The organism is Salinimonas profundi (assembly GCF_014750655.1).
Classification (GTDB): domain Bacteria; phylum Pseudomonadota; class Gammaproteobacteria; order Enterobacterales; family Alteromonadaceae; genus Alteromonas; species Alteromonas profundi_A.
The window spans coordinates 180,271-206,756 of sequence record NZ_JABBXD010000002.1; the positions used below are offsets into that span (position 1 = coordinate 180,271).

22 protein-coding genes are annotated in these 26,486 nt (G+C 49.0%); 5 read left to right on the forward strand and 17 right to left on the reverse strand.

The genetic code is table 11. From position 1 onward, the window contains the following. Window position 1: 1 nt before the first annotated feature. The 12 genes from HHX48_RS05275 to rpsP form a co-directional block, all read right to left on the reverse strand. Complete coding sequence (locus tag HHX48_RS05275) at window positions 2–1,753, reverse strand: GGDEF domain-containing protein (RefSeq protein WP_191022915.1); 1,752 nt, start codon at window positions 1,751–1,753, stop codon at window positions 2–4. Between the two features lie 2 nt (window positions 1,754–1,755). Further along, complete coding sequence (locus HHX48_RS05280) at window positions 1,756–1,956, reverse strand: hypothetical protein (RefSeq protein ID WP_191022917.1); 201 nt, start codon at window positions 1,954–1,956, stop codon at window positions 1,756–1,758. Window positions 1,957–2,040: 84 nt separating this feature from the next. Next, complete coding sequence (locus tag HHX48_RS05285) at window positions 2,041–2,553, reverse strand: GNAT family N-acetyltransferase (protein WP_191022920.1); 513 nt, start codon at window positions 2,551–2,553, stop codon at window positions 2,041–2,043. Continuing rightward, entirely contained in the window at window positions 2,553–3,344 is a 792-nt protein-coding gene (locus tag HHX48_RS05290) for an SAM-dependent methyltransferase (protein WP_191022922.1), read from the reverse strand. Before HHX48_RS05290 ends, HHX48_RS05285 begins: the two co-directional genes overlap by 1 nt. Beyond that, window positions 3,341–4,651 (reverse strand): pepsin-like aspartic protease, encoded by a 1,311-nt coding sequence (locus HHX48_RS05295; RefSeq protein ID WP_191022924.1) that lies wholly within the window; start codon window positions 4,649–4,651, stop codon window positions 3,341–3,343. Before HHX48_RS05295 ends, HHX48_RS05290 begins: the two co-directional genes overlap by 4 nt. 179 nt (window positions 4,652–4,830) lie before the next feature. Beyond that, the gene (gene tyrA, locus HHX48_RS05300; RefSeq protein ID WP_191022927.1) at window positions 4,831–5,964 is read right to left on the reverse strand and encodes a bifunctional chorismate mutase/prephenate dehydrogenase; all 1,134 of its coding nucleotides are present in this window, start codon (window positions 5,962–5,964) and stop codon (window positions 4,831–4,833) included. A 20-nt stretch (window positions 5,965–5,984) separates the two neighbouring features. After that, the gene (locus HHX48_RS05305; RefSeq protein ID WP_191023667.1) at window positions 5,985–7,076 is read right to left on the reverse strand and encodes a 3-deoxy-7-phosphoheptulonate synthase; all 1,092 of its coding nucleotides are present in this window, start codon (window positions 7,074–7,076) and stop codon (window positions 5,985–5,987) included. A gap of 182 nt (window positions 7,077–7,258) precedes the next feature. Next, entirely contained in the window at window positions 7,259–7,768 is a 510-nt protein-coding gene (locus HHX48_RS05310) for a maltose acetyltransferase domain-containing protein (protein ID WP_191022929.1), read from the reverse strand. Window positions 7,769–7,846: 78 nt separating this feature from the next. Then, window positions 7,847–8,206, reverse strand: coding sequence for a 50S ribosomal protein L19 (gene rplS, locus HHX48_RS05315; RefSeq protein WP_139757951.1), 360 nt, complete (start codon window positions 8,204–8,206; stop codon window positions 7,847–7,849). Window positions 8,207–8,224: 18 nt separating this feature from the next. Beyond that, window positions 8,225–8,941 (reverse strand): tRNA (guanosine(37)-N1)-methyltransferase TrmD, encoded by a 717-nt coding sequence (gene trmD, locus HHX48_RS05320; RefSeq protein ID WP_223858138.1) that lies wholly within the window; start codon window positions 8,939–8,941, stop codon window positions 8,225–8,227. A 45-nt stretch (window positions 8,942–8,986) separates the two neighbouring features. After that, a complete protein-coding gene (gene rimM / locus HHX48_RS05325) occupies window positions 8,987–9,508 on the reverse strand; it encodes a ribosome maturation factor RimM (protein ID WP_191022933.1) in 522 nt (173 codons plus the stop codon). Window positions 9,509–9,530: 22 nt separating this feature from the next. Continuing rightward, complete coding sequence (gene rpsP, locus HHX48_RS05330) at window positions 9,531–9,782, reverse strand: 30S ribosomal protein S16 (protein WP_191022935.1); 252 nt, start codon at window positions 9,780–9,782, stop codon at window positions 9,531–9,533. A 250-nt stretch (window positions 9,783–10,032) separates the two neighbouring features. Between rpsP and HHX48_RS05335 the strand changes: the two genes are divergently transcribed. The 3 genes from HHX48_RS05335 to HHX48_RS05345 all read left to right on the forward strand — a co-directional run bounded on the left by HHX48_RS05335 (window position 10,033) and on the right by HHX48_RS05345 (window position 16,077). Further along, window positions 10,033–11,784, forward strand: a complete 1,752-nt coding sequence (locus tag HHX48_RS05335) for an ABC transporter transmembrane domain-containing protein (RefSeq protein ID WP_191022937.1) — start codon at window positions 10,033–10,035, stop codon at window positions 11,782–11,784. A 181-nt stretch (window positions 11,785–11,965) separates the two neighbouring features. Continuing rightward, on the forward strand, window positions 11,966–12,970 hold the full coding sequence (locus HHX48_RS05340) for an efflux RND transporter periplasmic adaptor subunit (protein ID WP_223858140.1): 1,005 nt from the start codon (window positions 11,966–11,968) through the stop codon (window positions 12,968–12,970). Beyond that, the gene (locus tag HHX48_RS05345) at window positions 12,970–16,077 is read left to right on the forward strand and encodes an efflux RND transporter permease subunit (protein ID WP_191022941.1); all 3,108 of its coding nucleotides are present in this window, start codon (window positions 12,970–12,972) and stop codon (window positions 16,075–16,077) included. Before HHX48_RS05340 ends, HHX48_RS05345 begins: the two co-directional genes overlap by 1 nt. 74 nt (window positions 16,078–16,151) lie before the next feature. Here HHX48_RS05345 and HHX48_RS05350 read toward each other — a convergent pair whose 3' ends face one another. From HHX48_RS05350 to ffh, 5 genes are all read right to left on the reverse strand, one after another. Then, complete coding sequence (locus tag HHX48_RS05350) at window positions 16,152–16,562, reverse strand: TerB family tellurite resistance protein (protein ID WP_191022943.1); 411 nt, start codon at window positions 16,560–16,562, stop codon at window positions 16,152–16,154. A gap of 309 nt (window positions 16,563–16,871) precedes the next feature. Beyond that, on the reverse strand, window positions 16,872–18,092 hold the full coding sequence (locus tag HHX48_RS05355) for a phosphoenolpyruvate carboxylase (protein ID WP_191022945.1): 1,221 nt from the start codon (window positions 18,090–18,092) through the stop codon (window positions 16,872–16,874). Then, on the reverse strand, window positions 18,089–18,724 hold the full coding sequence (locus HHX48_RS05360) for a condensin complex protein MksE (RefSeq protein WP_191022947.1): 636 nt from the start codon (window positions 18,722–18,724) through the stop codon (window positions 18,089–18,091). Before HHX48_RS05360 ends, HHX48_RS05355 begins: the two co-directional genes overlap by 4 nt. Beyond that, on the reverse strand, window positions 18,721–22,407 hold the full coding sequence (locus HHX48_RS05365) for an ATP-binding protein (protein ID WP_191022949.1): 3,687 nt from the start codon (window positions 22,405–22,407) through the stop codon (window positions 18,721–18,723). Before HHX48_RS05365 ends, HHX48_RS05360 begins: the two co-directional genes overlap by 4 nt. A 243-nt stretch (window positions 22,408–22,650) precedes the next feature. Further along, window positions 22,651–24,042, reverse strand: a complete 1,392-nt coding sequence (gene ffh, locus HHX48_RS05370) for a signal recognition particle protein (protein WP_191022951.1) — start codon at window positions 24,040–24,042, stop codon at window positions 22,651–22,653. Between the two features lie 237 nt (window positions 24,043–24,279). On the opposite strand from ffh, the gene HHX48_RS05375 reads away from it, so the two are divergent. After that, window positions 24,280–25,074: a cytochrome C assembly family protein gene (locus tag HHX48_RS05375; RefSeq protein WP_191022953.1), complete on the forward strand. Its 795-nt coding sequence runs from the start codon at window positions 24,280–24,282 to the stop codon at window positions 25,072–25,074. Between the two features lie 104 nt (window positions 25,075–25,178). Beyond that, complete coding sequence (locus tag HHX48_RS05380) at window positions 25,179–26,474, forward strand: HlyC/CorC family transporter (protein WP_191022956.1); 1,296 nt, start codon at window positions 25,179–25,181, stop codon at window positions 26,472–26,474. Window positions 26,475–26,486 lie beyond the last annotated feature (12 nt).

Genomic DNA, 26,486 nt, shown 5'->3' on the forward strand with positions numbered 1-26,486 from the left:
GTTAAACGGGTTGCTCTGTAAGTGAGCCTGAGACGATTTCAGGCTCAAACCCGCAAATCTTATTGCGTCCGGTTTCTTTGCTTCGGTAAAGTGCTTCATCAGCGCTGGCATACAGACTATTAAAGTCATAGCCGCACTGGGCAGAGTCTGCCACGCCGAAGCTGGCGGTAACTGAAAAGTCATGTCCGGTAGGTGTAGTATCTATTGCAGCAATTGCACTGCGGTAATTCTCTGTAATCACCATGGCTTTTTGAACGGTGCAGCCGGGTAACAGTAACGCAAACTCCTCGCCGCCCATTCGCCCAAGAATATCCTGCCCCCGGCATACACGCTGAATGGTTTTTACCACCTCACGTAATACCCAGTCACCAACCACATGTCCGTAAGAGTCATTAATGCGTTTGAACAAGTCCAGGTCAAAGATAACAAACGCGAGGTCTTGCTCCGTGCGCGTGTGATAACGCAAATTAGACTGCGCCAACTCCGTAAAATAGTGCCGGTTTGCCACCCCGGTAAGCTTATCGGTTCGGGCCTGAAGCTTAAATTTGCGATGAATACGGCGTGTGACAATCAACCAGGTGATAATCACTGCAGCCAGTAACAGAAGAGAAAGAATAACAAGGTAGCTATTCTGCAACTCTTTTTTATGAAGCCTGGCTTCGGTTTTTAATAGCGCATTTTCTTTATCCAGCAATTTAATCTGGTTGGCTTTTTCAATTGCTTCGTTTTTGGCTTTGGCTATTGCTATCTGCTTTGCAGAAACTTCGTCCACGAACGCTTTTTGAAGCTCAGCGTATTGTTTGTAAAATGTTAAGGCCTTGCTACTGTTGTTTCTGTACTCTTCGATTAGATACAGCACATATAATGCATCGACGTTGGGTTTTGTTGCCCCCATTTCAGACGCTATATTCAAAGCAGTTAAAGCCTGTACTTCGGCCTCACTGATACTATTCGATTCAAAAAGTAGCGTTGACATCAAAGAGTGATATTCGGCTTTGATTCGGGGGTAGCTGATAGAATCAAATATTGCCCTGTTTTCTATCAGCAGCTCCTGCGCTGCTCCGTGATCCGCATTATTGAGATAGTTTTTTGCCTCAAGAATAATAGTAGAGGCTATCACTACGTCCTCTTCTGCGAGTTTGCATGCTTCAAGACCTTCTTTGAAGTTATCTTTGGAAACAATATGTTGCCGATTTATCTGAGACTCAAAAATTAAATTTTTACCGAAACAGACAGAGCGCAGATCTGAAGTCAGCGAAAGCGCTTTAGATGCGCTACTATATGCATTGTCATACTCGTCCACCTGGTTATAAAATATTGCCAGTCCCAGGTATGCTTGTGCAGCAGCTTCAGAGCCAGGCGCCACAAGCTGAGATAGTAATTGCGTGACCGCTTCAAAACCTTCGCTATAATTACGTGTAATTGCGAAGATATTCAGAAGTGCGGTGGAAGCATGCAGCCGAAGCTCAGAATCAGCCGTATTTGCGATTACACGCTCATATTTTTCAATCGCCGCCAGCGGCTGGCCTGAAAAAGCTTCCCGGTACCCATCCAAATACTCAAATTCCAGTTTTTGCTCGATACTGAAAGAATGGTTGTGTGTCGCTAAGTTATCTAACAGAGCAGCAAATTCCACAGGTGCTTTACTTTTCAACTTCCAGGCTTGAGCAAACATGCCCTCGACATCTTTTTCAGATGCGAACGCACAGAACGCCCAGAGACTTAGTAAGAAGAAAAGTAAAGCGCTTTTCATGATTAGTGCATTATTACCTTATCTGAATCAGAAGGTGCTGGTGTATCGGTTTCTTCCTCATCATCTTTTTCAGGAACCATCAAACACCACTGTTTCCTGTTTTCAGGGAGTTCATTATCAATTTTTTCAGAAAAAATCGTTTTCGCTTCACTGCGTTTTTGTGCATCTGCGCCTAACTGCGCTAACAACTGAATTGCAGACATAACTTCTCTCACTTATTATAAATTTTTATCAATATACTGCGTTATTTAGGTTATCACTATAAACGCAACACTGTTAATTTTTTGTCAAATCACTTCCAGTTTGAGTTCGTCAACGCGCGCCACAATTACATCATAATATGAGTTTTGGACTACTTCTTCGAACCTGAAGCCTAAACTAGTCAGTAATTTTTTAATGACGAGGTGACTCTTTGCGAACCTTGCAATTACCTCTGTCTGATTCAAATCTTTAAATGCAAATTGACACACTCTGCTCAGGGCCTCTGACGAGTAACCTTTTCCATTTTGACTTTGAATAAGCATAATCCCTATCTCACACTCATCGTGATTCAAGAATTTAAGCATTATCAATCCGCAATCTGATTTTGAGTGCTTGTTAGTAACCCTCCATATGTATTGTTTAAAATAAGCTTTCTGATTATTTCGAATCGCTGACTCAAATAATACCTCGGCTTTTTCAGCACTTAATGCAGGGCCAATTTTGCGCATTACTTTGGGGTCCTGATATAGTGCGATAAACATTGCGCGATCAGATTCATTCAATAAACGAAAATCCAGCCTGCGTGAACTAAATTCCATCACATATTCTCTGACAGCTTATTCAGTCGGGCGACCATCTCAGCATCTTCTGTTTTAGTTTGTGATGGCGGGATAACCAACGTTGTATGCTGATGTACTTTTGCACTACTCAATTCATTTAGCGCCAGCCACTCGATACGCACATCTTCAATCGGCAAGACGGCAGCTTCATACAGCGCCACCTGGTGTGAGTCAGGATAGAAAGTCTGCAAACATTCCTGAAGTAAGGCTCGGTAGCGATTGTCAGATGTGAATGCTTTATGGGAGCGGTCCCCGGCCATCCCCACCTGCCATAAAATTAATAACGCAGAGGTATCCACTACCTTACGATTTACCATAAATTGTGTGGCTTCGTAGTGAATACAGCCGGACGTACCCGGATCCAACCCCATATCCGCGTACAGGCAATCTTCGGCGGAAACACCCGGCTCCATGTGCGCGTGGTACCCTTCCTGTCTGGCTTGTTGAATAACCTTATGCGGCGCGAGGGCAAACACACCGGGATGGCCATAAAATGCGCCCACCACTTTTTTACCGGCCCGCACTTCGGTCATCATTGCATCGACCATCTCGCGATATGTTTGTCGACGATCTTTGCCCTCAGCGTAAAACGGTTGCAGGCTTCTCACATCCTGGTTCATTTCTTTTATCCAAAGCTCAACATAACTGTCAGAAGCGCTGGAAAAAACAACATCTGCCTGTTCAATGTGACTTCTGGAAAGTGGCGTAATGTGTGAGCCAAGTGTCATTCCTACGCCGACACAGACTATGCTGCCTTGTTGTGTTGTCATGTATTTGTTTTACCTTTGCTGGCAGGTTGCAACGCGTGATGAATGGCCTGAATCATATGACCCGGAATATCAACTTTGGTGGCAAAGTGTATCTCACCGGTGTCACCTGCGCTGCGATCAAAAATGGTGTAGTAGTTATTTAACAGGGGTAATCCCAGAATGATTTGGTTTGGCCAGCCTGGCAGATAGCAGAACTTAAAGGTTGCTTCGCCGGGTGCAGGTGCGTGTACCTGCCAGTAAGTGTCCGGCGTTAGCGTCAGCGTGATCGCTTCGTCGTTACTCCCCAGACAGGTGATATGAATAGCTGGCCACTGGCTCAAATCAAGTGACGCGGCATCAATGCCGACTTCCTCGCCAGTGAAAGCTTCGTAGTGCGCTAACAGCGGTGCGAAGTTCGCGTTGCAGGCGATCAGTTGCCTCTTCATTTCTTCGAAAATTGCCTGAGGCAGTACTATGGCCGATGCGCCGCTATCGACAATGCCATTGGTGCAGTAGCTTTCGACATGCTTATCATCAAGCACCGGGCCGGGAATCAGCTCGCCGTTACCAACTTGAATGCTCTGCACATGTACGTTGTAGTATTTATCGTGTAGCACAGCCAGGGTTTTAACTGGCTGCGTATACAGATCACGGTGAAGTAGCGGGTCACCCAGTACAAACAGGCCATGATTCAGGTGGTGCGCCAGCAACTTTTCAACAGGCTGATGCGTTTGCGTATGATAAATACTGGATCGATGGGTCAGTAGGGCGAACTGATTGGCTATCGCCCCGCTTTCTTCAAGACGGGTAAAGTACGGTGAAACATGGGTTTTCGGGTAGCGATGCAAAAACTGCGAATAGTGCGAAACATCCTGTGCAGTATGCTGCATTACATAAGGATAGGTTTCGCGCGGATTGACGTTTTCGGTCGTGAGAAATTCGGTAAGGTCGTAGGCGTTATCCAGCGACGTATAGGCCAGCCCGAGGATCCCATCAGCATCTAGAAAGCTGGCCACCTGCGTTTGCGATGTCAGCGCGATGGATACGTCATCCAGCGCCACGTGATGGTAAGGCAAACCTGCACGGATACTGGTCTGCACTACAGGCCCGTACCAGCCACCTTTACCATATTGCACGTCCTGGACCAGTGTGGTGCCCGTTAAATGACTGTCCCGGCCAGGCTGATAACTGTCATCATGGACGACAAGCGCACTACTGCCAGTATCTAAAATGAGGTTTACCGGGTGATGTTGGGCGCCAACATAAAAGCGCGCAGTGTACCCCCCTTTAGCGTACACGTTGGTTAACGGTACTCTGATGGATGTCACATCAGCCACCCAGTCTGATCAGGCCAGATGCAAAAATGCAGACGCTTATCGAATCGTCTGCATTGAGAGGTCACAGCATTAAACAGTGCCATATAGGTTTGAGCTTTGTAGATACGCTTACGTTATTAATGCGTTATCGGCAGCAACCCTGGTTTCTTTAGGTCTTTGCCCATGCCAGCTCACATTTTGTCATCATCGGCTTTCAGTAAAAGCTTTTTACTGTCCTTCAAGGACTTGCGCGCATAGGGGCCAAACCACTGTGCAATGCTATTAAACTGCTTAATAAACGCTGACTTATCATTTTTTCTGAGAAGCGACAGCGCTTCACCAAAGCGTTCATGAAAACGCGCCAGCAATTCAAAATTTTCTGGATTATTGAAAATGATATCCCCGTAGAGCTCAGGCGGTTGAGCGAATAAGCGGCCTACCATCGCCAGTTCCAGCCGGTATATGGGCGAACTGAAGGTTTTAAGCACAGACAAATCAGGGTTTTCGCGGCTTAAATGAGCACCATAAACAAATGTGTTGAAATGGCGCATAACCTGAATATACGCCATTGCCTCATCATGCTCTGTGGCACCACTTTTATGTAATGTCGCGCCCCACGTTGTCATCTGATCCATCAGCCACTGACATTTTTCAGTGTCGCGACCTTCAGTAACCACAACAACCTGTTTAATCATACCCGGCGCATCAGGCCCGAACATAGGATGCAACCCGATAACTGGTCCGGCATGCGTCGCCAGCATGGCCTCTAAAGGACGCTTTTTAATACTGGTGACATCAGCAAGGATACAGTCAGGCTTTAGCATGGTCAGCGTCGCGATCACCTGCTCAGTCACATTAATCGGTACTGCCACAACGACCACATCAGCCTGAGACAGCCTTTTTTGAGCCAGACCATTATCCCAGTCAGTCTTTTCTACCGAGGCAACCGAGTATCCGCTTTTAGAAAACAGCGAAACAAACACACTGCCCAATGCGCCACCGCCGCCGATAACGACAATATTGCCAACATCGGGATTCACGCAACGATAGCGGTTGTTTTGCGTGTGATAGGATTCACGCATAATCCGGCGCAACAAATCCTCAATCAAATCAGGGGAAACGCCGGCGTGCTCAGCCTGCTCACGGCGTGAAGCAATCAGGCTTTTTTCCCGCTCAGGCACATAAACCGGCACGCCCGATTCAGCTTTAATTTTGCCTACTTCTGTGGTTAACGCCGCCCTTTGGGCTAATAGGTCTACAAGTTGCGAGTCTAGCGCATCAATGCCCTGACGTAATTTATCAAGGCGTTGTGATGTATCAGTCATATAAGTCCGTGGTTGGGGTTTCAGGCCACCTGAATACGTTTATCCTGACGCATCGGGAGCACAGTAATGAGCCTGTCACGCATTTGCGTTAACAATTGCTCTGTTGTGGCCCAGTCAATGCAGCCATCTGTAATGGATACACCATAATCCAGCTCATCAGGCTTTTTGCCGTCAGCTTTTTGATTACCTGCAAAAATATGGCTTTCCAGCATAATGCCGATGATAGACTGATTCCCTTCAAGAATCTGGTTAACCACGTTTTTTGCCACTGCCGGTTGACGGCGATAATCTTTACTTGAGTTAGCATGACTACAGTCTACCACTAACCCGGCGGTTAATCCGGCCTGCGATAACTCTTCCTCGCAATCCGTTACGCAAACCGAATCATAGTTGGGTTGCTTACCGCCGCGTAAAATTATATGGCCGTCGGGATTGCCCTTGGTCCCGATGATGCTGACCTGACCTTCCTTATTGATACCCATAAAACGGTGCGGTGATGCCGCCGATTTAAGTGCATTGATAGCAATGTCCAGACTGCCATCGGTACCATTTTTGAAACCTACCGGCATCGACAGACCGCTGGCCATTTCACGGTGGGTTTGCGATTCGGAAGTACGGGCACCAATTGCGCTCCAGCTGAAAAGTTCGGCCAGATACTGCGGGCTGATAGGATCAAGCGCTTCTGTTGCCACTGGCAACTCCAGTTCAGCAAGCCAGATCAGCAGTTCGCGAGCTTTGCGCAGGCCGGTTTCAATATCAAATGTACCATCAATATGCGGGTCATTGATAAGTCCTTTCCAGCCAGTTGTGGTGCGCGGCTTTTCAAAGTACACGCGCATCACAATAAACAGCGTGTCCTTACAGGACTCATGCATCTCTTTTAGACGCAGCGCGTAATCTTTTGCAGCGTCGATGTCATGAATAGAACAGGGACCGCAAATGACCAGCATGCGGTGATCACGACCATGAATAATATCTGAAATGGTATTGCGGGCATCAGATATGGCACCTAAAGCTTTATCAGAAACGGGCAGCGCCTGACTTAAATCATCCGGCGTGACCAACACATCTTCAGTGCTGATGTGCACGTTATTAACGGTATCTTGAATCATATTATTACTCATACAAAAATCAGGTGAAGCATGCCAGCTGTAAACTTTTAATTACAAATCAAAAAAGAAGCTGGCGCTCTGCGTGTTGACTTTTTATCAATTAATTAATAAAGGCGCAACCATTCATTGGCGTTGATTTCATGTAATGCGACAAACGCCGAATTCAAACGTCCTGTAGCCGGTTATTGCGCTGATGAAACCACATGATAATCAGGCACGACGGCATTATCTGGCACTATCGCTCCGGGCAATAGCGTAACGTTTTGTCCCAGCCTGGCATTATTTCCGATACATATGGGAAATGCCTGCTGCATGCCGCGCAGACGTTGAGTCGGGTCATTGTGATGTTGCAGAGTTGCTATGACACAACCCTGCCCTATCACAACCGACGTGCCGATGGTCACCGGTGCGGCATCCAGTATGACCACGTTTTTATCTATTCTGACCGTATCGTCGGCAAAGATATTCATGCCGTAGTCGCAAAAAAATGATGGCGATATAATAGCGTCAGCATTCGGCAACAAGGTGCGTAACAGCGCCGCGCGCTGTTGGCTATCCGGACAGGAATTAAATGCAACACACATCGCTTTTGCTGACTGTCTGGCACGGCGCAAAGGCTTGGCATTAGTCTGATACCAGCGACCTTTGACCATATCCTGCCATAACGGTGTGGTGGTGATGCTGTTGTGCATTTTCATTCCCCTGAAACGAAAAAAGCCCGCAATCTGCGGGCTTTTGAAAAGTTAACAATAACGCAAGGATTAGTAATCTTAGTTAAGCTTCTCTTTGATACGTGCAGATTTACCTGAACGCTCACGAAGATAGTAAAGCTTAGCACGACGAACCGCACCGCGACGTTTCACTTCAATAGAAGAAACTGCGGGGCTGTGTGTTTGGAAAACACGCTCAACGCCTTCGCCGCTTGAAACTTTACGAACGGTAAAAGACGAGTGAAGACCACGGTTACGTTTAGCGATAACAACGCCTTCGTAAGCCTGAAGACGCTCTTTGTCACCTTCGGTAACACGAACTTTTACACTGACTGTGTCGCCTGGGCCGAACGCAGGAACATCAGTTTTCATCTGTGCTTGTTCAATATTTTTGATGATATCTTGACTGACTTTGCTCATCATATCCTCTCGTCCTAGTTAACTGTCATCTTGCTGCAGCTGCAACTTGAAAACTTCAAGCAGTTGCTGCTGCTCCTCAGTCAGAGCTAGGTGATTTAACAATTCAGGGCGACGCTGCCAGGTTCTTCCCAGCGATTGCATAAGTCGCCACTGCCTGATTTTTTCATGATCACCACTTAACAACACAGAAGGAACCGCTTTACCATCGAGTACTTCGGGCCGCGTATAATGCGGACAATCCAGTAACCCGTCAGTGAAGGAATCTTCAATGGCAGAAGCATGATGTCCCAGTACACCGGGAACCAGCCTTGCTACCGCGTCCATCAGGACCATTGCCGGTAGCTCTCCACCACTTAGCACGTAATCGCCAATCGAGACTTCTTCGTCTACCTGATCTTCAATAACGCGCTCATCGATACCTTCATAGCGCCCGCACAACAAAATTGTACGGTCGGATTCAGCCAGGCGCTTCACGCCAGCCTGATCCAGTTTCTTACCCTGTGGGGATAAGTAAATGACCTTGCTATTTTCTCCGCCTGCCGCTTTGGCAGCCGATATTGCGTCAGTTAAAGGCTTAACCATCATCAACATACCCGGACCACCGCCGTAAGGGCGATCATCCACTGTGCGGTGACGATCGTGCGTAAAGTCTCTGGGATTAAATGTATCGACTGACAATACCCCTGATTTAACTGCTCTGCCTATCACACCCTGTTGGGTGAACGGGCCAAACATTTCAGGAAAAATACTGACAATGCCGAACCACTTTTCCGCGGTCACTTAAAACCCCGGGTCCCAGTCGACCGTAATTACTTTGCCTTCTTTATCCACCGATTGTATGACTTCATCCATTACAAACGGCAATAATCTTTCTTTCAGACCAAATGCATCTTTCGCGTTAGCTCTGACCTGAATAATGTCATTCGCTCCGGTATTAAATACATCTTTAACCACACCCAGATCGTAACCTTGCGTAGTTACCACCTGCATGCCGGTTAGCTCCCGCCAGTAAAACTCATTGTCATCGAGTTCCGGCAACTGATCAGCTGAAATCGAAATATCAAGATTTTTGATGCGCTCAGCGTCATCACGTGTCTCAATACCTACAACTTTAGCGACCAGTACTTTGCCATGGGGGCGCCACTGATCTATTTGATATTCTTTACCATCACCCAATAACCAGGGTTGATAGTCGAAAATACCTTCTGGTGTATCAGTATAAGTGTTGATTTTGACCCAACCTTTTACGCCGTGAGGCGCGCCGATTTTGCCAATAACCACTTTGTCAGACGCTTGACTCATTTATACCCACCAGTTAAGCAGCTTACGCTGCAGATTTTTTTGCTTCTTTTACCAGGCTGTTAACGCGCTCAGATAAGCTTGCGCCAACACCAACCCAGTATTCTACACGGTCCAGATCAAGGCGAAGACGCTCTGACTGACCCTGTGCAGTTGGGTTGAAGAAACCGACGTTTTCGATGAAACGACCGTCTCTTGCGCGGCTGCTTTCAGCCACGACAACTTGATAAAATGGACGCTTTTTTGCGCCGCCACGCTGTAAACGAATAGTAACCATAAGTGCCTCAAACTCGTTGTAGCGTTACTGTCAACTTTACCTCCCCACCTACCGCAATCATGCATGCAGGTTTGGAAGGCCGCGGAATTATACGTATATCAGGTCAAAATGCAAGCCTAATTACCGCTCGCCTCTTCTCGTCGGTGCGCAGATTTAGCTGATTTCCCCGTCCTTTTACCTTGCGCCGCTGTTGGCTTTGTCATGAATAGGATAATCTGGCTCACAAGATCCCTGTGAAAAAGTAGATTTTGTGTCTTCAGCACTGCATTCTGTCACTACCGGTCAGGTACTTCGCTGGCTGTTATCCCATTTATCACCTTATCGGTGGTACGTCACCGGCGCGGTTATTTCGTTGTTTCTGGCCTCCGGTGCCTGGCTGGCGCTGGGTCAGGGCGTAAAATTTGCCATAGATGAGGGGTTTGTCAGCGACCACCCCGGCATACTAAATACTGCCGCGGTTATCGTATTAGGTATCTGTATTGTCGCCAGCGCTGCTACCTATTGTCGCTTTTATCTTATGACCTGGCTGGGCGAGCGGGTTAGCGCGGATATCCGCATTCGAATATTCAATCATCTGATGACCCTGCCCCCGGCCTTTTTTTCAAAAATTCGAACCGGTGAGGTCATTTCACGCTTTACCAGCGATACCACGTTGTTGCAGACAGTTATTGGAATGAGCCTCTCGATGGCGCTGCGTTCGGCCGTTACTTTTATCGGCGCGCTTATTCTGATGGCCATGACCAGCCCGCTATTAACGTTGTGCGTGTTACTGGCTGTACCCGCTGTACTCATTCCTATCCGAGTGCTGGCTCCTCAGGTGCGCCGCTATGCCAGAGCCAGTCAGGATAAAATCGCAGACTTGGGGGCGCATATTGATCAGAGCCTGCATGAAATTACCACGGTGCAGGCATTCAATGCCCAATCCATGGAAAGCCGACAATTCTCCGACCGAGTTATGGCTTCCTTTAATACCGCCAGAAAGCGAATTCATTATCGGTCCCTGCTCATCGGCCTGATTATGGTGCTGAGTCTGAGTGCTATATTGCTGATTGCATGGGTGGGTGCCCGCCAGGTTTTCAGCGGGGACATTTCTGCCGGCGAATTATCCGCCTTTCTGTTTTACGCCGTGATGGCAGGTGGCAGTGTTGCAACGATCAGTGAGGTTATCGGCGAAGTGCAACGCGGTGTAGGTGCAAGCGAGCGCTTACTTGAATTACTCGCCACGCCAAATGATATTCGGTCTGGCGATATTACGCTTCATACCTGCCAGCACGCTCCCACCATTGCGATTAACGCTATACGGTTTGCCTACCCCGACTCGCCGAATTTATTTAACCAGTTCTCGCTGACCATCGCTTCTGCCGAAAAAGTGGCGCTGGTGGGCGCAAGCGGTGCAGGCAAAAGTACACTGTTTCAGTTGTTGCTGCGTTTTTATGATGTGCAGGAAGGACAAATCCTGCTGGACGACGCCCCCATCAATACACTGACGCTGACGTCTTTACGTGAGCACATTGCGATTGTTACACAGGAATCCGTGATCTTTGCCACAACCGTGCTGGAGAATATCCGGTACGGTCGGCCGGATGCATCAGATGATGAGGTAGTCAGCGCAGCCAAGGCGGCTTTTGCTCACGAGTTTATCGAAGCACTTGAGCATGGTTATGCAACGGAACTGGGCGAGCGCGGTGTCAGACTCTCCGGTGGTCAGCGTCAGCGCGTTGCCATCGCCAGGGCGATACTGGCAGACCGGCCGGTACTGTTGCTGGATGAAGCCACCAGTGCGCTGGATGCGCAAAGTGAGAAAATGGTCCAGCATGCCTTAAACCAGCTTATGCAGGGCAGAACCACAATTGTTATCGCCCACCGCCTGGCTACCGTTCAACACGCCGATCGCATTGTTGTGATGGATAAAGGCCGTATCGTGGCGCAGGGAACTCACGAGATGTTGATGAAAAGCGACACTTTGTACCGACAATACGCTGAACTGCAATTGCTAAGCTAGTTGGCTTATGGTGCTATAGCTAGTGAGTTGCACAAACGTTAATGATAAGCAACATTCGAACTATTTTTAACCACTCAACGTTGATAACACAGTCAACAGCCAGTGAGTTCGAAATCAACATGCCGATGGAAATATAATGTTTAGAATTGTGATAAATAACGGTTTGTTAGCAGGCCTGTGCATGTCATTGTGCGCATTAAGTCTGCCAGCATACAGCCAGTACTTCGGCGACAATCAGGCCAAACTGGTTGTGCTTGAAGAGGTGGCATTTAAAAACGAAACCAAAAATGTGGAGGCTGTGGGTACTGCCGAGGCAATTCGTTCCGTTACGTTGTACGCAGCTGTTTCTGATGAAGTTACCGAAGTGAATTTTGTGCCCGGTCAGTATGTTGAAAAGGGCAAGGTACTGGTCAAACTGGACGACCGCCGCCAACAGGTTGCTGTACGTCGCGCTCGTTTACAACTGGAAGACGCTTTGCGCACGTTTAAACGTCTGCAGGAAAGCCACGAGCGCGGTGCTATATCGCAAAGCGAGTTAGATATTGCACAAACCGACCGTGATTTGGCAGAGGTTGCCTTAGCAGAAGCGCAGGCAGATTTGGATGACCGCATTATTGAGGCGCCGTTTAGCGGTGTGGTAGGCCTGACCGATGTTGAGGTGGGTGATCGTATCAATGAACAGACAGCCATTACGACCATTGATGACAGAAGCAAACTGTACGTAAACTTCAGAGCGCCGGAAGCAGCCCTGTCAGTATTGATGAGCAATCCCAAAGTCACACTTGAGCCATGGACAAATCGTAATAAAGACATCAGTGCAGAGATTGCGGAAGTGGATTCGCGCATCAGTGAAGACGACCGTACTATGCGCGCCCGTGCATTGCTGGATAACAGCAATGACAGATTTCGTCCCGGCATGAGTTTTCGGGTGAACCTGTCAGTTGATGGTAACCGGTTCGCCGCCATTCCCGAAGCAGCACTTTTATGGGGGGCTAACGGTGCGTATGTCTGGATCTCGGAAAATGGTAAAGCCAAACGTGTGGATGTGGAGGTGCATCAGCGATTGCGCGGAACAATTCTGGTCTCCGGCAACCTTGAAGAAGGCGATTTACTCATTTCAGAGGGCGTTCAACGCTTGCGGAACGGACAGGATGTGACGACAGAACTGGCGCGGAGCGCAGAGTAATGAGTCACCTGACCTCCCAGAATAATGATCTTCCCTCCACGGCCATCCGCCGCCCTGTCTTAATCGTTGTCCTGAATCTGCTGGTTGCTATTGCAGGTTTTGCGGCACTCAATGGCCTTGAGGTTCGTGAACTGCCTGATGTGGATACACCGACCATTACTGTCACCGCGCAGCTGCCCGGTGGATCGCCGGAAACAGTCGATGCAGAAGTAACCAGTCGCCTTGAGGGTGCAGTAGCACGGGTAAGTGGCGTACAAAATATTTACGCACAAAGCGAAGAAAACAGCGCCCGGATACGGGTAGAATTCCGCCCCGGTATTGATTTGGAAGATGCGGCCAATGAGACTCGCGAGTCTGTTAGCAGAGTTCAGCGTCAACTCCCTGAAGATGTTGAACAGGTGGCGATTATCCGAGCTGACAGTGACGCTGAAGCTGTAGTCAGTATTGCTGTGTCTTCACGCACACTGGATATGGAGACCCTCACTGAGCGGGTAGACACCGACCTGGCGCCTCTGTTTTTAAGTATCCCCGGCGTGGCTGATGTTCAGCTAAGCGGAAATCGTGAGCGGGTACTTCGCGTTTCTGTCGATCCGTTACGTTTAACCAGTTACGGGTTGTCGATGACCGATGTGGCGGATGCGCTGCGTCTGGCCCCTTTTGATGTGCCTGCCGGCAGTATCCAGTCCGAGGACCAGTCACTGATTGTGCGCGCTGATGCCACCTCAGTCACCGCCGAAGATGTTTCATCTATCGTGTTAAATAACGATGTGCGTATTGGTGATGTTGCCAGTGTCTATTTTGGCCCTGCCGATACCACCAGCATGGTAAGACTGGATGGCAAGCCAGTTATTGGACTGGGTGTGGTGCGCCAGGCAAGTTCCAACACTATTGAAATATCCGATGAAGTCCGTGCCATGGTCAGTCAGCTTAATGAGCGTTTTACTGACATGGAAATTGTTGTCACCTCTGACGATGCCGAATTCATCCGGGACTCAGTCAGTGAAGTGGTTCAGTCATTAAGCCTGACAGTTTTGCTGGTTGTCTTTACGCTGTTAGTCTTCATTGGCTCATGGCGCGCGACGATTGTGCCTGCGTTGTCTATTCCTGTATCACTGGCCGGGGCGCTGGGCATTATCTGGGTGCTGGGCTTTTCCGTTAATATTCTGACCTTGCTGGCACTGGTTTTAGCCACCGGGATGATTGTTGATGACGCTATTGTGGTATCAGAGAATATCCAGCGTCGTCGCGGCCTGGGACTGGGCGCGCGTGCTGCTGCGGTCGTTGGCTCCCGGGAAGTCTTTTTTGCCGTTGTCGCCACCACAGCTGTACTGGCATCGGTGTTCATTCCTATCGCATTTCTGCCCTCTACCGCGGGCAGACTTTTTCGTGAATTCGGCGGGGTGTTAGCAGGCGCGGTCATTATATCTTCATTTGTCGCCTTGTCGCTGGTCCCTGCCCTGACAGCGCGGCTACCATTAAAAAATCATAAAAAAGGCGGATTCTTTGATAAAACCTTCGGCCGGTTCGGCTACTGGTGTTTATCGGGCTATCAGCGCTCGTTGACCTGGTCGCTCCGATATGGATGGGTTATTGTTCTGTTAAGTCTGGTGGCGGCAACCGGTGCCTGGTTCCTGTCACAAAATATCAAAAGCGAGTTACTGCCCAGTGAAGACCGTGGCACCATTCGTATCTTTGCCCGCGGCCCGGACGGCGCCGGCATTAACTTCATGGACCGCCAGGCGGAGCGCATGGAAGAAGTGCTGTTACCGTATGTAGAAAAAGGGACAGTAGATTCCATTTATACAGTGGTTGGCTCATGGGATCCCAACATTGTATTTATCACCGCCCCTCTTAAGCATTGGGAAGACAGAGACGAGTCGTTACAGGATGTAATAGAGGAAATCCGTCCTTCACTTCAGTCAATTCCTGGCGCTCCAGGCAACGCATTTGGTGGCAACAGTCTGAACTTACGTGGTCAGGGCGGTGGTCTTGAGATTGCTTTGACGGGCGATAGTTATGAGCGGATCTTCCAGGCTGCGCAGGATTATGCAGCTAAGATTGAGCAGAACGTTCCTGAGCTGGGCACGCCCCGCATCAGTTATGAACCTACGCAGCCCCAGATGCGCATCAATATTGACCGTCGCCGTGCAGATGAACTTGGTGTACCGTTAAACGATATTGCCACAACACTGCGTGCTGCGGTAAACGGTGATGACATTGCTGATCTTAATGTCGGCGACCAGGCCATTCCTATCATGCTGCAATCCAGAAACCGGAACACCAGTGATCCGGCTGATCTAACCAACCTTTACGTTAAATCCGAGTCTGGAAATCTGATACCACTTTCAAGTCTCGCTTATATCAGTGAAGAAGGTGTTGCCGCTGAACTTGAGCGCCAGGCACAGCGTCGTGCAATTCAGATTGAAATGGATTTACCTGAAGAAGTCGCGATAAACGAAGCGGTCGAGAAACTCAGAGGATTACAAAATACCCTGCCTGATGGCATTGGTCTTATCTTTTTAGGTGAAGCGCAGACCTACGAGGAAACATCACAACAGGTGGCCATCACCTACGTGTTGGCGTTCATCATTGTCCTGCTGGTATTGGCTGCACAATTTGAAAGTGTAAACAGCGCCGTTGTCGTAATGCTGACGGTTCCCTTTGGGATAGCGGCAGCCATTTATGCGTTGTTCCTGACTAACACGACCATCAACGTATACTCACAAATTGGTCTTGTCATGCTGATTGGTCTGTTGGCGAAAAACGCTATTCTGCTTATCGAGTTTGCTGATCAGCTTCGTGATCGGGGCTACGACATTTATGATGCCATTGTTGAAGCTGGTAAGGTGCGACTTCGTCCCATCATGATGACGCTCGTATCAACCATACTGGGTGGCTTGCCGCTTATCTTGTCGACCGGCGCAGGGGCTGAGGCAAGAAACGCGATTGGCTGGGTAGTCTTTGGCGGATTAGGTATCGCGGTGGTTTTCACGCTTTATCTGACACCGGTGCTTTACCTCGGCCTTGCCAGATTTACCAAGCCGCGGGCAGATGAAAGTCAGCGACTGGAAAATGAGCTGGATCACGCCAGCCAGCAGTCACTGTAAAGTAAATATGCTGGACTACGAACAAAAAAGCCGCAATGAAAATTGCGGCTTTTTTTTACCCATATGCGGATCGTTCAGGGCATAGCGGCGGGCTGCTGATCTGTCCGGGAACCGTTCACCAACGCTTTGGCCAGCATTTTGTGCGTAAGCAGCGACAGGATTTCGGTTTCTTCTTCACTGCGATTGCCGTCTACCCCGGTGATCGTCATCGCCACTTCCATCGCTCTGTGCGCATCAAAGGACAAGTCATCTTTAAAGTCGCGTAAGTAGTCCATCGCGGCACCGGTATCCAGAGCCTTGCGAGTTTGATAGATAACATCGTTTAAGAACGCCTCGGGGCAAATCGGGCTTTCCCACTCAAGCGAATTAACTAACTGTTCAAGGTAATCCTGCTCTGTAAGCGTAACTTTATTATCAATCTGATAGAGTAGAACGGCGAGACGAACAAGGGCCTGGTTAAAAGATTGCTGACTGGATAACTGCATACAAACTCCTTCACAGATTTTCCTGTGAATAATTATCGAAGCGTCCTGCTTCCACTTTATTGTGATTAATTAGGGTACATTTCCACCGTGTTCCGGCTGCCCGGAATAAAGTGACACACGCATTACGCGTATTTTCTGAAGATAGTTCAGCCCGTTAAATGAAGTCTGTGTAAGTGTTCAGAACCTGAGCGACTATCGGCCGAAATCCGGCTAAGTGCTGCCTCGATGCAGTTGCTAACAGTATAGAAGAGAATTGCGGAAAGCCAAACTAAGGGCCGACCTCAGACAAGGTCGGCCTGTAACGCTGCCTTAACGCAGCCCGAGTGTTATATCATTAATGTAGAAGTTTCCGTTGAATATCGCGTGTGCTTCTCCGGTGGGATCCAGCGCAAAGTACTGCTTGTCCTGGTCGTTAAGGGCCTGATAGCCGCCGATAACCTGATATAGCCAAACCTCTGGGTCAAAATCCAGTTGCTGTGCCTCGTAGTACGTCAGTGCTGAGCACGGCTGACCGGAATCAATCACCTGACAGAAATACGCTTCTACAGCAAGCTGAACCGGTGCCTTTTCCAGCGAGATCGTATCCTGTTCGCTAACATCAATCTCACTTGCCGGCTGGTGTTTTTCAGCATCCGGCTGACGGCGATGTATATCAGTAAGCGCGCCGACCAGTTGCTGCAAGTCCTGCTCGTGTTCGACGTTATTAACATCGGCACTCGCCTCATTCAGCATCCCGCCAGCCTGATTAAACAGAACAGGCACATCGCTCAGATTGGCATAGTTGCCCGGCGTAAAGTCAGGCTGCTGCTCCATATGCAACAAAAACCCTTTCAACAGGCGTGTGCGCCCCTGAAACTCCCTGAACCGTCCCAATAGCTCCAGCAGCCGGGCCTGTGCCACCGATAGCTCCTGCGCCGCTTTGGAAAAGTTTTGTTGCAGGGCGACCACCAACAGCTGACGCAGTTCGCGATTACTGCCTGCCAGTTCACTGAGCTCATCAAAACGAAAACACTCAAGCTGTGTGAGCAGTTCTGACACCTGACTCTGTGCAAGTTCGTTTTCGCGAATTTTGGCCTCTACCGACGAAACATAGCCAAACTCATTGTTAATGCGGCTGAACATGACTCTGACACTGTTGGCCAGAGATTCAGTTAACTGATAAACATGCTCGGTCAGATCCGACATATGCGCATGCGCTTCATTGAAGCGGTTGTAGTGCAGCGCTTCTTTATAGTGTTCGGTCAACGTTTTCAGGCTGGCCAGCGAGGCGCCGATATTGGCATTGATGGTGCGGTTTCTTTCATCCTGAAGGCTACCTTCCAACAGGGTTCGCACCGCCGCTTTCAATCGCAAGGGGCTTTGCGGCTCGGGCCGCCACAACACCTGAAGCTGAACCAACTGCTCGAGTACTTTTTTACTGTACTCCTGCTCATTCACATGGCCGGACACGTAGGCCTGCATGATTAAATCGCTGTGCCGGCCAAGTGCGTTGAGCAGCTTACTGCCGGCCTGGATTAGCGCCTGACTCATATCAGGCTGCCCTGGCTGATAGCAGCTTCGGCCTGTTCAGACAACGACAGCGATTCGGTTTCATCAATAAACTTAATGACATCATACAAATGCTCAATACGTCCTGTAGCCAGATAGATCTGTTTATCTGTATTGGGCTTAACCAAATACCCCAGGTCCGTTAAACGCTTAAATACCTGCTTTAACTGCCCATCCAGATTGACGCTGGTCGAATTGAACAACCGGTAACGGGATATCTTCTCAAGTTGCTCTGCATACGCCGGCGTATCCTCAATCACAGATTGCAGTTCATTCAGTCGGATAGCACTGCCCATTGTCACCGGCACATCTGCTTCGCCGGCTTGCTGCACCAGTATCAACCATTCAACCAGTGGCACTAGTGAGGATGTGGTTTCCTGAAACTGATTCAGTAGTGTTTTACGTTCAGCTTCTCCCAGCGTCAGGTAGGCGGCAAAAAACACCTCACCTTCTGCAGAACTGGCCAGGGTTCGGTTGAGCATATTCAGGTGAGGCTCAAGCGTATCAGCGTTCTCACGTCGCTTGAGAAAACGCCATGCTTCTTCGTCTGTCACCTGACAAATGAATTTTCCTTCCAGTAACTGGCTGAGAATACGACCTGCTTCAGACATCATGCTGACGCTTCCTCCTGAGTTCGGCGAGCCTGAATACGCTCGGCTATGGCACTGGCTTTAGGTTGCACCACCTGCAGTTTTCGACTGACCTTGTCGATCAAATAGCGATTTTCAAACAGGGTGAGTACATCGGACTCCGGGTTGGGGAATGCACCCACAACGCTGATATTGTTTTTATGACAGGCATCAAATATTTTTTTCACATTGCTTTGATGCAGCGTGCCCAGTTCGTCAATGGGCCAGTGAACTGTCGTGCTGTCGTCACTGCGCAACAGGCGGGTAAATGCCAGTAAGAATTTACATAAAATCAGATAAGCCATGCCGTGACTGGATGACTCGTTTAGCTGACGGTCGGTACGAATAATCAGGTCACTGTTGCCTTCGCGAAGATGCAGCTCAATATCCAGTAGCTTGCTGATCCCGCCGGTCAGGGCTGCGCGCCCCAAAATATCCAGCACCCGGCGCATGCTTTGCCCGTACTCCTCGTCGGGTAATTCAGCAGCCCCAGAGGCCATCCACTCATCATAAAGCCCTCTGAACTGCTCCAGCTCCGGCCAGAATTCAAGTTCACTGATGCGTGAGCGGATTTTTACCGCAGAATCCGACACGCCATCTAAAAACAGTTCGCTGTCGACTTCTTTGGTGATGCGGCGGCTCTGACTGACAATGCGTTTATCAATGTCTGCCAAAACATAGTAATACTGTGTGAGGTCGGCACCGAATATCCGCCCCTGCTCTTTTAGCCCCTGCAGTTTCTGCGGAACAATCACATTCAGTAGCTGTGACAGATGCGTCACCATTCTGCGATGGTCAATCCCCTTCACACCATGTGCGTTGATCACTGCACATTCCTGACGAGCCCGCTCCCAGGTATCGGACAAACCTGTGCCAGCCTGCGCAGCGATAAGCTGATCAAAGCGTTCGACGTAATTACGAACATCGCTCAGCAGCTCCTCGCGCTCCTGTAACAACGCCTGGGCCTGCGACAGTCGCTGACCTATGCTGACATCATCAAAGCGTTGTTCATCGGGGTGTTCACCGCTTGCCAGTGATATGCGCGCCAAAGCCTTACCCAGTGAAGTAACCTGGTCAAGCTGCTCTGTAGCTGTTTTTAGCGTAACCTCAAGCTTCTGCTGTGCTTCAAGCAATGATTCCCGGGTTTCGCGGTACGTACTGTTCTCCTGCGCAAGGCTACGCTCAGCATCGGACAGGGTTTTGCGCGCCTCGCTCAAGCCGCTTTGCCATTTAACCTTGTGACCGGTAAACACCGTTTGATACCAGCGCTCGTAATCACTCACTTTATGTCGCTGCGATTCGGTTTTTGTGATGCTGTCTTTGAGTGATTTGATACGCTTTTTCAGCTGACCAATTTCGTCAACATCCACGCCGCGGTTGTTCAGCTCACTTTCCAGCCAGGCTTCCATATCTTTGCGGTCGCTGGCCGCCAGCTCTCTGGCTTTCTTAATATCAGCGTCACACTGCGCAATTTGTGCTTTGGTATCGCCAATTAATTGCTGCCAGTGGAAACGATGTTCTGTCTGGGCTTCGCGTAACTGGTCGTTCAGCTCATCGTTATCCGATTCAAACTGCGCGACGATTTTTTTCTGCGACTGAGTATTTGCATCAAGTTTGCCACGGGCTTTTTGCTTTCTTTGTGATAACGCCTGCTGGTACTCGCTTAACAAACCATCTTTATCTTGCTGAGCACGCTTGCGGGCAGACTCGGCGCTGCGTACAAGGTTATCTTTTTGGGTCAGCGCCAACTCAGCATTTCGCACATCTTCATTGGCTTTGGCCAGTGTCTGCTCACATGTGTTTTGTTGCACCAATGCATCTTTCTGGCGCTGCTGTGCATCACTAAGCTGCTGTTTCAGCGCCTGCTCGCTTTGGGCGTATTCAGGGGTATCCAGCATATCAGTGGATAAATCGATACCGTAAAGCCCTGCACTATTTTCCGTTGTGCGCGGGGTTAAGTCGGTCCGACCCAGCAGTTCAGGGCGAAGAACTTTGCCCAGGGTTTGCTCCCAGCTTTCTACATTTTTGCGTAAAAATTCCAGTAATGAACCTTCCCCCGGATAGAGCAGCTGATTCACCGCGGCAACGGCTTTTTCTTCTTTTTGATATAACTGGCGAGCCTTATCCAGCGCCTGAGATGCTTCCTGGCGCGATTGCTGTAACTTGTGATGCTGCGACTGCGCCTGACGGTACTCAGTGCGCGCCGCATCCTCATTAATGGTGGCTTCTTTAATCGTTGCATCCATCAGATCTAACTGAGACTGCTCGAACTCATTGAAGCCAACATTGTTTACGCTACCTTTTAGCTTCGCCTCAGCAACTTTAAGCTCGCTGAGTTGTGCCTGAAAGGCTTCTTTAAGCGACTGCTGACGCTGAGCAAAGGACGCTTTAATTTCATGCAACGCATCGCTTTCCTGTTGCTGCTGCTCGCTGTGTTTTTCGGCCGCTTCCTGACGTGAAGCAGAAAGTTGCTCCAGTGTCGCATTTAACTTCTCACCCGCCTCCGCCAGACGTCGTGCGTAAGCTGATTCAATATCCTGGTGTTTTTCAGTTAACAGGCTGTAGCGGGCTGACACAGTTTCCAGTTCATTTTGCCACTGCGCAAGACTGGCGACATCTTCTCGCAATTGCTCAATATCCAACTCTTGCCACTGTTCATATTCACGCTCCACCGCTTCAAGTTCGGCGGAGAATTTCTCGACATCGGCACGAGCACCGGAGACCGTCTGATTGAGTAGGTCGCGGCGTTCATACCACTGGGCATCGCTTTGTTTTCGCTGATGATGATTATCTTCAAGGGATGTTTTTGCCTGCTCCGCCCGTGCCGACAACTGGCTCTTATCCTGTTCAAATTGCCCTTTCAGCATGCCCAGTGTTTGTTCTGCGGTGGTCAGGGCCAGATTAGCCTGCTCTAGCTTGGTAAACTCGGGGCGGATACGGTCAAACTGCTTGATGAGCTGGCACTCTTTCAGCCAGTCGTCCACACGATTACGACTGAGGCTGGAGGTTGGCGGCTGAACCCCATCTTCTTCCAAAATGGCGGCAATCATCGCCTTGATGGTTTCCATTTTGCCTTCTTTCGAATGCACTGCCTTGGCAAGTTTTTCCATGTGACGAATATGCGATTGCTGTGAGCACAGACTAAAGATACGCGCATAGCCAAGTAACTCTCGGGCATTACTGCTTTGATTCAGTACGCCCTGATCATTTTGTAAAATCGCCCGGAAATCTTTGGTGTTCAGCTGGCTGGTCACCAATACGTTATTTCGCTTCATCGCACGCGCTAATTCGACACTTGATACACTGCTATGCTTATTGTTTTTTTGCTCATACAAATAGTCAGTTATATCAAACGGCTTACCGATGAACCGGTAGTTCACGCCACTGCCAGAGGAGCTTAGCACCACCTGACACAAATCCCCTTCCGGGCGGGTATATTCGTAAATAATGAAACTGGAGGTGCGAGGCAAGTACCATTTTTCAAAGCTGTCGCGCGTTGCTGGTACAACGCGGCTGGGATACTCACCATAAAAGACAGGAATCAATCGTTGTAATGTTGTTTTTCCCGACGCATTGGTTCCGCAGATATTGGTGTGCCCGTCAAGCTTCAGCTCGACAACACCGGGAAGATGAGTATCAATTAAAATTATGCGTTTTAAACCAGCCATAGAATTCCTGTTGTTGCGTGGTGACGACGGCGCAGCACTTTTGTGAAACGGCAAATAAAGAATGCCGATAGTTATCGTTAAGAGGTTGCCTTGCCCACTTTTACAGCGCACGAAAGTGTATTATGAATTGCAGAATTTTCCCAGCCTGTATGTGTATGCCCGCTCATACTGCATACAGCTACGCAAGGGCAAAAGAAAAGGCCGCCCTTTCAGGGGCGGCCTTCTTATCATATGTAACTGCGCTTAGCGCGGCGGGAACATACCACCGCCGCCGCCCATGCCACCACCACCGGGTGGCATCATGCCTTTCATCTGGCGCATCATTTTTTTCATACCGCCACCGGACATTTTTTTCATCATCTTCTGCATTTGCGTGAATTGCTTCAGCAGCCGGTTCACATCCTGGATCTGCGTGCCCGAGCCAGCCGCGATGCGACGCTTGCGCGAGCCTTTTATGATGTCAGGACGAGCTCGTTCACCCGGCGTCATCGAGTTGATGATGGCTTCCATCTGATTAAACTGCTTGTCGTTGGCACTGTCTTTGATTTTCGCCGACATATTGCCCATGCCGGGCAACTTGTCCATCAGCCCCATCATGCCGCCCATGTTCTTCATTTGCTCAAGCTGCTCTTTGAAGTCCTGAAGATCAAAGCCTTTGCCTTTCTGAACTTTTTTCGCCAGTTGCTGAGCCTTGTTTTTATCAACCTTACGCTCAACTTCTTCGATAAGACTCAGTACATCGCCCATCCCCAGGATGCGTGATGCAACACGTTCAGGGTGGAAGGGTTCAAGGGCATCGACTTTCTCGCCCATACCCATGAATTTGATTGGCTTACCAGTAATCTGACGCACAGACAGCGCCGCACCACCACGGGCGTCACCATCGGCTTTGGTCAGAATCACACCGGTTAATGGCAGTGCATCATTGAATGCCTTTGCCGTGTTCGCCGCATCCTGACCGGTCATCGCATCAACAACAAACAGCGTCTCAACCGGCTCTACGGCGGCATGAAGCGCCTTGATTTCATCCATCATGTCGCTATCGACATGCAAACGGCCGGCGGTATCGACTAACAGCACGTCATAAAATTGCTTACGCGCACTGTCTATCGCGCCTTCAACAATATCGACAGGCGTTTGTAAAACGGTAGAAGGATGGAAACCAACATTGACTTCATTTGCCAGAGTTTCAAGCTGTTTGATCGCAGCGGGCCGGTAGATATCCGCACTCACCACCATGACCTTTTTCTTTTCGCGCTCAGTCAGGTATTTGGCAAGCTTACCCACGCTGGTGGTTTTACCCGCCCCCTGCAGACCCGCCATCAACACAACAGCTGGCGGTTTGGTTGCCAGGTTCAGCTTTTCATTCGCTTCACCCATAACCGCTTCAAGCTCAGACTGGACAATTTTGATAAATACCTGGCCAGGCTTGAGGCTTTTTGAGACTTCGGCACCCACAGCCCGCGCTTTTACCTGCGCGACGAACTCCTTGACCACAGGCAGTGCAACGTCTGCTTCAAGCAGCGCCATGCGCACTTCGCGAAGTGTCTCTTTGATATTGTCTTCGGTAAGCCGCCCCCGCCCGCTGATATTGCGCAGCGACTGGCCAAGGCGGTCGGATAAATTCTCAAACATACAAAGCAGTCTTTTATTGATGATAATTAACAGGAGACAGTATAACGAAAATTGGCCGCACAACGTACCATTGTTGTTACACTTTTGTGTTTAGATGGCTCTGATTAGGTGAAAAACAATAGCAATGGTTGAATTTATCGGTCACTTACAGTATCAATAGCGGCGGGCAAATACATCGCTGTGGCTTGCTCTGCATCGGATTATAGCCTTTCAGGACTGTCTTTTACGGGAATTTTAATGACCACGCCTTTTGCCATTGCGGCCATCATTTTTTACTTTTTCAGTGCGGCACTGCTTGTCAGGCGTTTCGTTCAGCATCAGCATTCCGAAAATATTGCGCTGCCACAAACGGTGGCAGTACTGGCCGCGCTGGCGCACATTGTTTTTCTGGTGCAGGCGATAATGATCGCGCCCGGCCAGAATATGAGTATTACCAATGTGTTGTCTCTGGTGTCCTGGTTAATCAGCAGCACAATGCTGGCCTCGACCAGAGTATTACCAAATCAGATATTATTACCTGTGGTGTTTTGTTTTTCAGCGCTGACGGTGGCAGCCTCGTTGCTCATTCCCGTCGAGCACATCATGCACATTGAGCTGCAACCCGGACTGGTGATTCACATCACCTTGTCATTGTTCGCCTATGGCGCTCTGGTTATTGCATTTTTATACGCTCTTCAGATGTCATACATCACCTATCGTTTGAAGCAGAAAGGGTCAAGCCTGCTCCATTCCTCGCTGCCACCACTGATGATGGTAGAAGGCGTCATGTTCAAGCTGGTTCAGATTGGCACGGTACTGCTTGTTATTTCACTTATTAGTGGATTCGTATTTCTTGAAGATATGTTCAGTAAGCAATACGCGCATAAAACTGTACTTTCCATGTTTGCACTGGTGCTTTATGTTATCGTATTAGCAGGTCAGAAATTAAAAGGCTGGCGGGCCCGCCAGGCAATCATTTTAAATGTGATTGGTGTGTTGCTACTGAGCGTTGCGTATTTTGGCAGCCGCTTTGTCCGCGAGTTTTTGTTGTAAGGGTAACCTCTGGCTTACTTTCTATCACTAAATCTGGTTTAGCCTTGCAACCTGCCCGTCAAATTACTACATTGAACATCACTTTAGGTACAGGAACCCAATAGTTGGACGACATATCTACCAGCACTCTGTTTATTATTCTTGCGGTGCTAATTTTATTTTCAGCGTACTTCTCCAGTTCAGAAACAGGCATGATGTCGATAAACCGGTATCGGCTGAAGCATCTGCAAAAAGAAGGAAATAGTGCCGCTAACCGTGTCCAGCGTTTACTTGAGCGTCCTGACCGACTGATAGGCCTCATTCTCATAGGCAATAATCTGGTCAACATTGCGGCGTCGTCCATTGCAACAATCATTTGTGTACGGCTTTTCGGTGATTACTGGGGCTTTTTCGCCACCACCTTTGGTCTGACGTTGATATTGCTGATTTTTGCTGAGGTCACGCCCAAGACACTGGCAGCGCTGTATCCTGAAAAAATAGCCTTTCCCAGTTCTTTGATTTTGCTGCCTTTGCTTACTGTGATGTATCCGTTTGTTGCACTGATTAACAGTATTACAAACGGTATTCTCTATTTGCTGAGAATTAATCCAACCAATGGCAGCGATGATTCGCTAAGCCGGGAAGAGTTACGCACAGTGGTGTATGAAGCTGGCGCTATGATTCCCAAGAAACACCAGGATATGCTGGTTAGTATTCTTGACCTGGAAAGTGTGACAGCAGAAGACATCATGGTGCCGCGCGCCGAAATTTTCGCCATCGACATTAATGACGACTGGAAAAAAATTCAGAAGCAGCTGACCAGCTCACAGCATACCCGTGTATTGTTGTATCGCGATAGCATTGATGATGCTGTTGGTTTTGTTCATGTTCGCGATGCGTTGCGTCTGCTTTCCAAAGATCAATTTACCAAGTCAAGTTTGCTTCGGGCTGTCAGAGAAATTTACTTCACGCCTGAATCTACCCCACTACATACTCTGATGTATAAGTTCCAGGCCGAAAAAGAGCGCATAGCCCTGGTGGTCGATGAATATGGCGACATCATGGGACTGGTCACACTGGAAGATATTCTTGAAGAAATTATCGGTGACTTCACGACCAGCATGGTGCCGGATCATAGTAAAGAAGTGAATGTACAACAGGACGGCAGCGTATTGATTGATGGCAGTGCGAACATCCGTGATTTGAATAAGGAAATGGACTGGGCGCTACCCACAGAAGGCCCCAAAACACTTAATGGACTGATTTTAGAGTATCTTGAAGAAATTCCGGAAAATAAAGTGAGTGTCCGGCTGGCTGGCTATCCGATTGAGATTGTGGATATCAACGAAAACATGATTAAAACGGTAAGAATCATGCCTGAATTTTACACCCGGCAGGCTGAACCGGAAACAGATAACTAGCTAAGCAAGGCG

Coding starts and splice junctions, on each gene's coding strand:
- HHX48_RS05345 (WP_191022941.1), top strand. CDS start 12,970: ATGAGTCACCTGACCTCCCAGAATAATGATCTTCCCTCCACGGCCATC.
- HHX48_RS05375 (WP_191022953.1), top strand. CDS start 24,280: ATGACCACGCCTTTTGCCATTGCGGCCATCATTTTTTACTTTTTCAGT.
- rimM (WP_191022933.1), bottom strand. CDS start 9,508: ATGAGTCAAGCGTCTGACAAAGTGGTTATTGGCAAAATCGGCGCGCCT.
- HHX48_RS05340 (WP_223858140.1), top strand. CDS start 11,966: ATGTCATTGTGCGCATTAAGTCTGCCAGCATACAGCCAGTACTTCGGC.
- HHX48_RS05280 (WP_191022917.1), bottom strand. CDS start 1,956: ATGTCTGCAATTCAGTTGTTAGCGCAGTTAGGCGCAGATGCACAAAAA.
- HHX48_RS05350 (WP_191022943.1), bottom strand. CDS start 16,562: ATGCAGTTATCCAGTCAGCAATCTTTTAACCAGGCCCTTGTTCGTCTC.
- rpsP (WP_191022935.1), bottom strand. CDS start 9,782: ATGGTTACTATTCGTTTACAGCGTGGCGGCGCAAAAAAGCGTCCATTT.
- HHX48_RS05355 (WP_191022945.1), bottom strand. CDS start 18,092: ATGAGTCAGGCGCTAATCCAGGCCGGCAGTAAGCTGCTCAACGCACTT.
- HHX48_RS05310 (WP_191022929.1), bottom strand. CDS start 7,768: ATGCACAACAGCATCACCACCACACCGTTATGGCAGGATATGGTCAAA.
- HHX48_RS05365 (WP_191022949.1), bottom strand. CDS start 22,407: ATGGCTGGTTTAAAACGCATAATTTTAATTGATACTCATCTTCCCGGT.
- tyrA (WP_191022927.1), bottom strand. CDS start 5,964: ATGACTGATACATCACAACGCCTTGATAAATTACGTCAGGGCATTGAT.
- trmD (WP_223858138.1), bottom strand. CDS start 8,941: ATGTTTGGCCCGTTCACCCAACAGGGTGTGATAGGCAGAGCAGTTAAA.
- HHX48_RS05305 (WP_191023667.1), bottom strand. CDS start 7,076: ATGATTCAAGATACCGTTAATAACGTGCACATCAGCACTGAAGATGTG.
- HHX48_RS05275 (WP_191022915.1), bottom strand. CDS start 1,753: ATGAAAAGCGCTTTACTTTTCTTCTTACTAAGTCTCTGGGCGTTCTGT.
- HHX48_RS05360 (WP_191022947.1), bottom strand. CDS start 18,724: ATGATGTCTGAAGCAGGTCGTATTCTCAGCCAGTTACTGGAAGGAAAA.
- ffh (WP_191022951.1), bottom strand. CDS start 24,042: ATGTTTGAGAATTTATCCGACCGCCTTGGCCAGTCGCTGCGCAATATC.
- HHX48_RS05285 (WP_191022920.1), bottom strand. CDS start 2,553: ATGGAATTTAGTTCACGCAGGCTGGATTTTCGTTTATTGAATGAATCT.
- rplS (WP_139757951.1), bottom strand. CDS start 8,206: ATGAGCAAAGTCAGTCAAGATATCATCAAAAATATTGAACAAGCACAG.
- HHX48_RS05290 (WP_191022922.1), bottom strand. CDS start 3,344: ATGACAACACAACAAGGCAGCATAGTCTGTGTCGGCGTAGGAATGACA.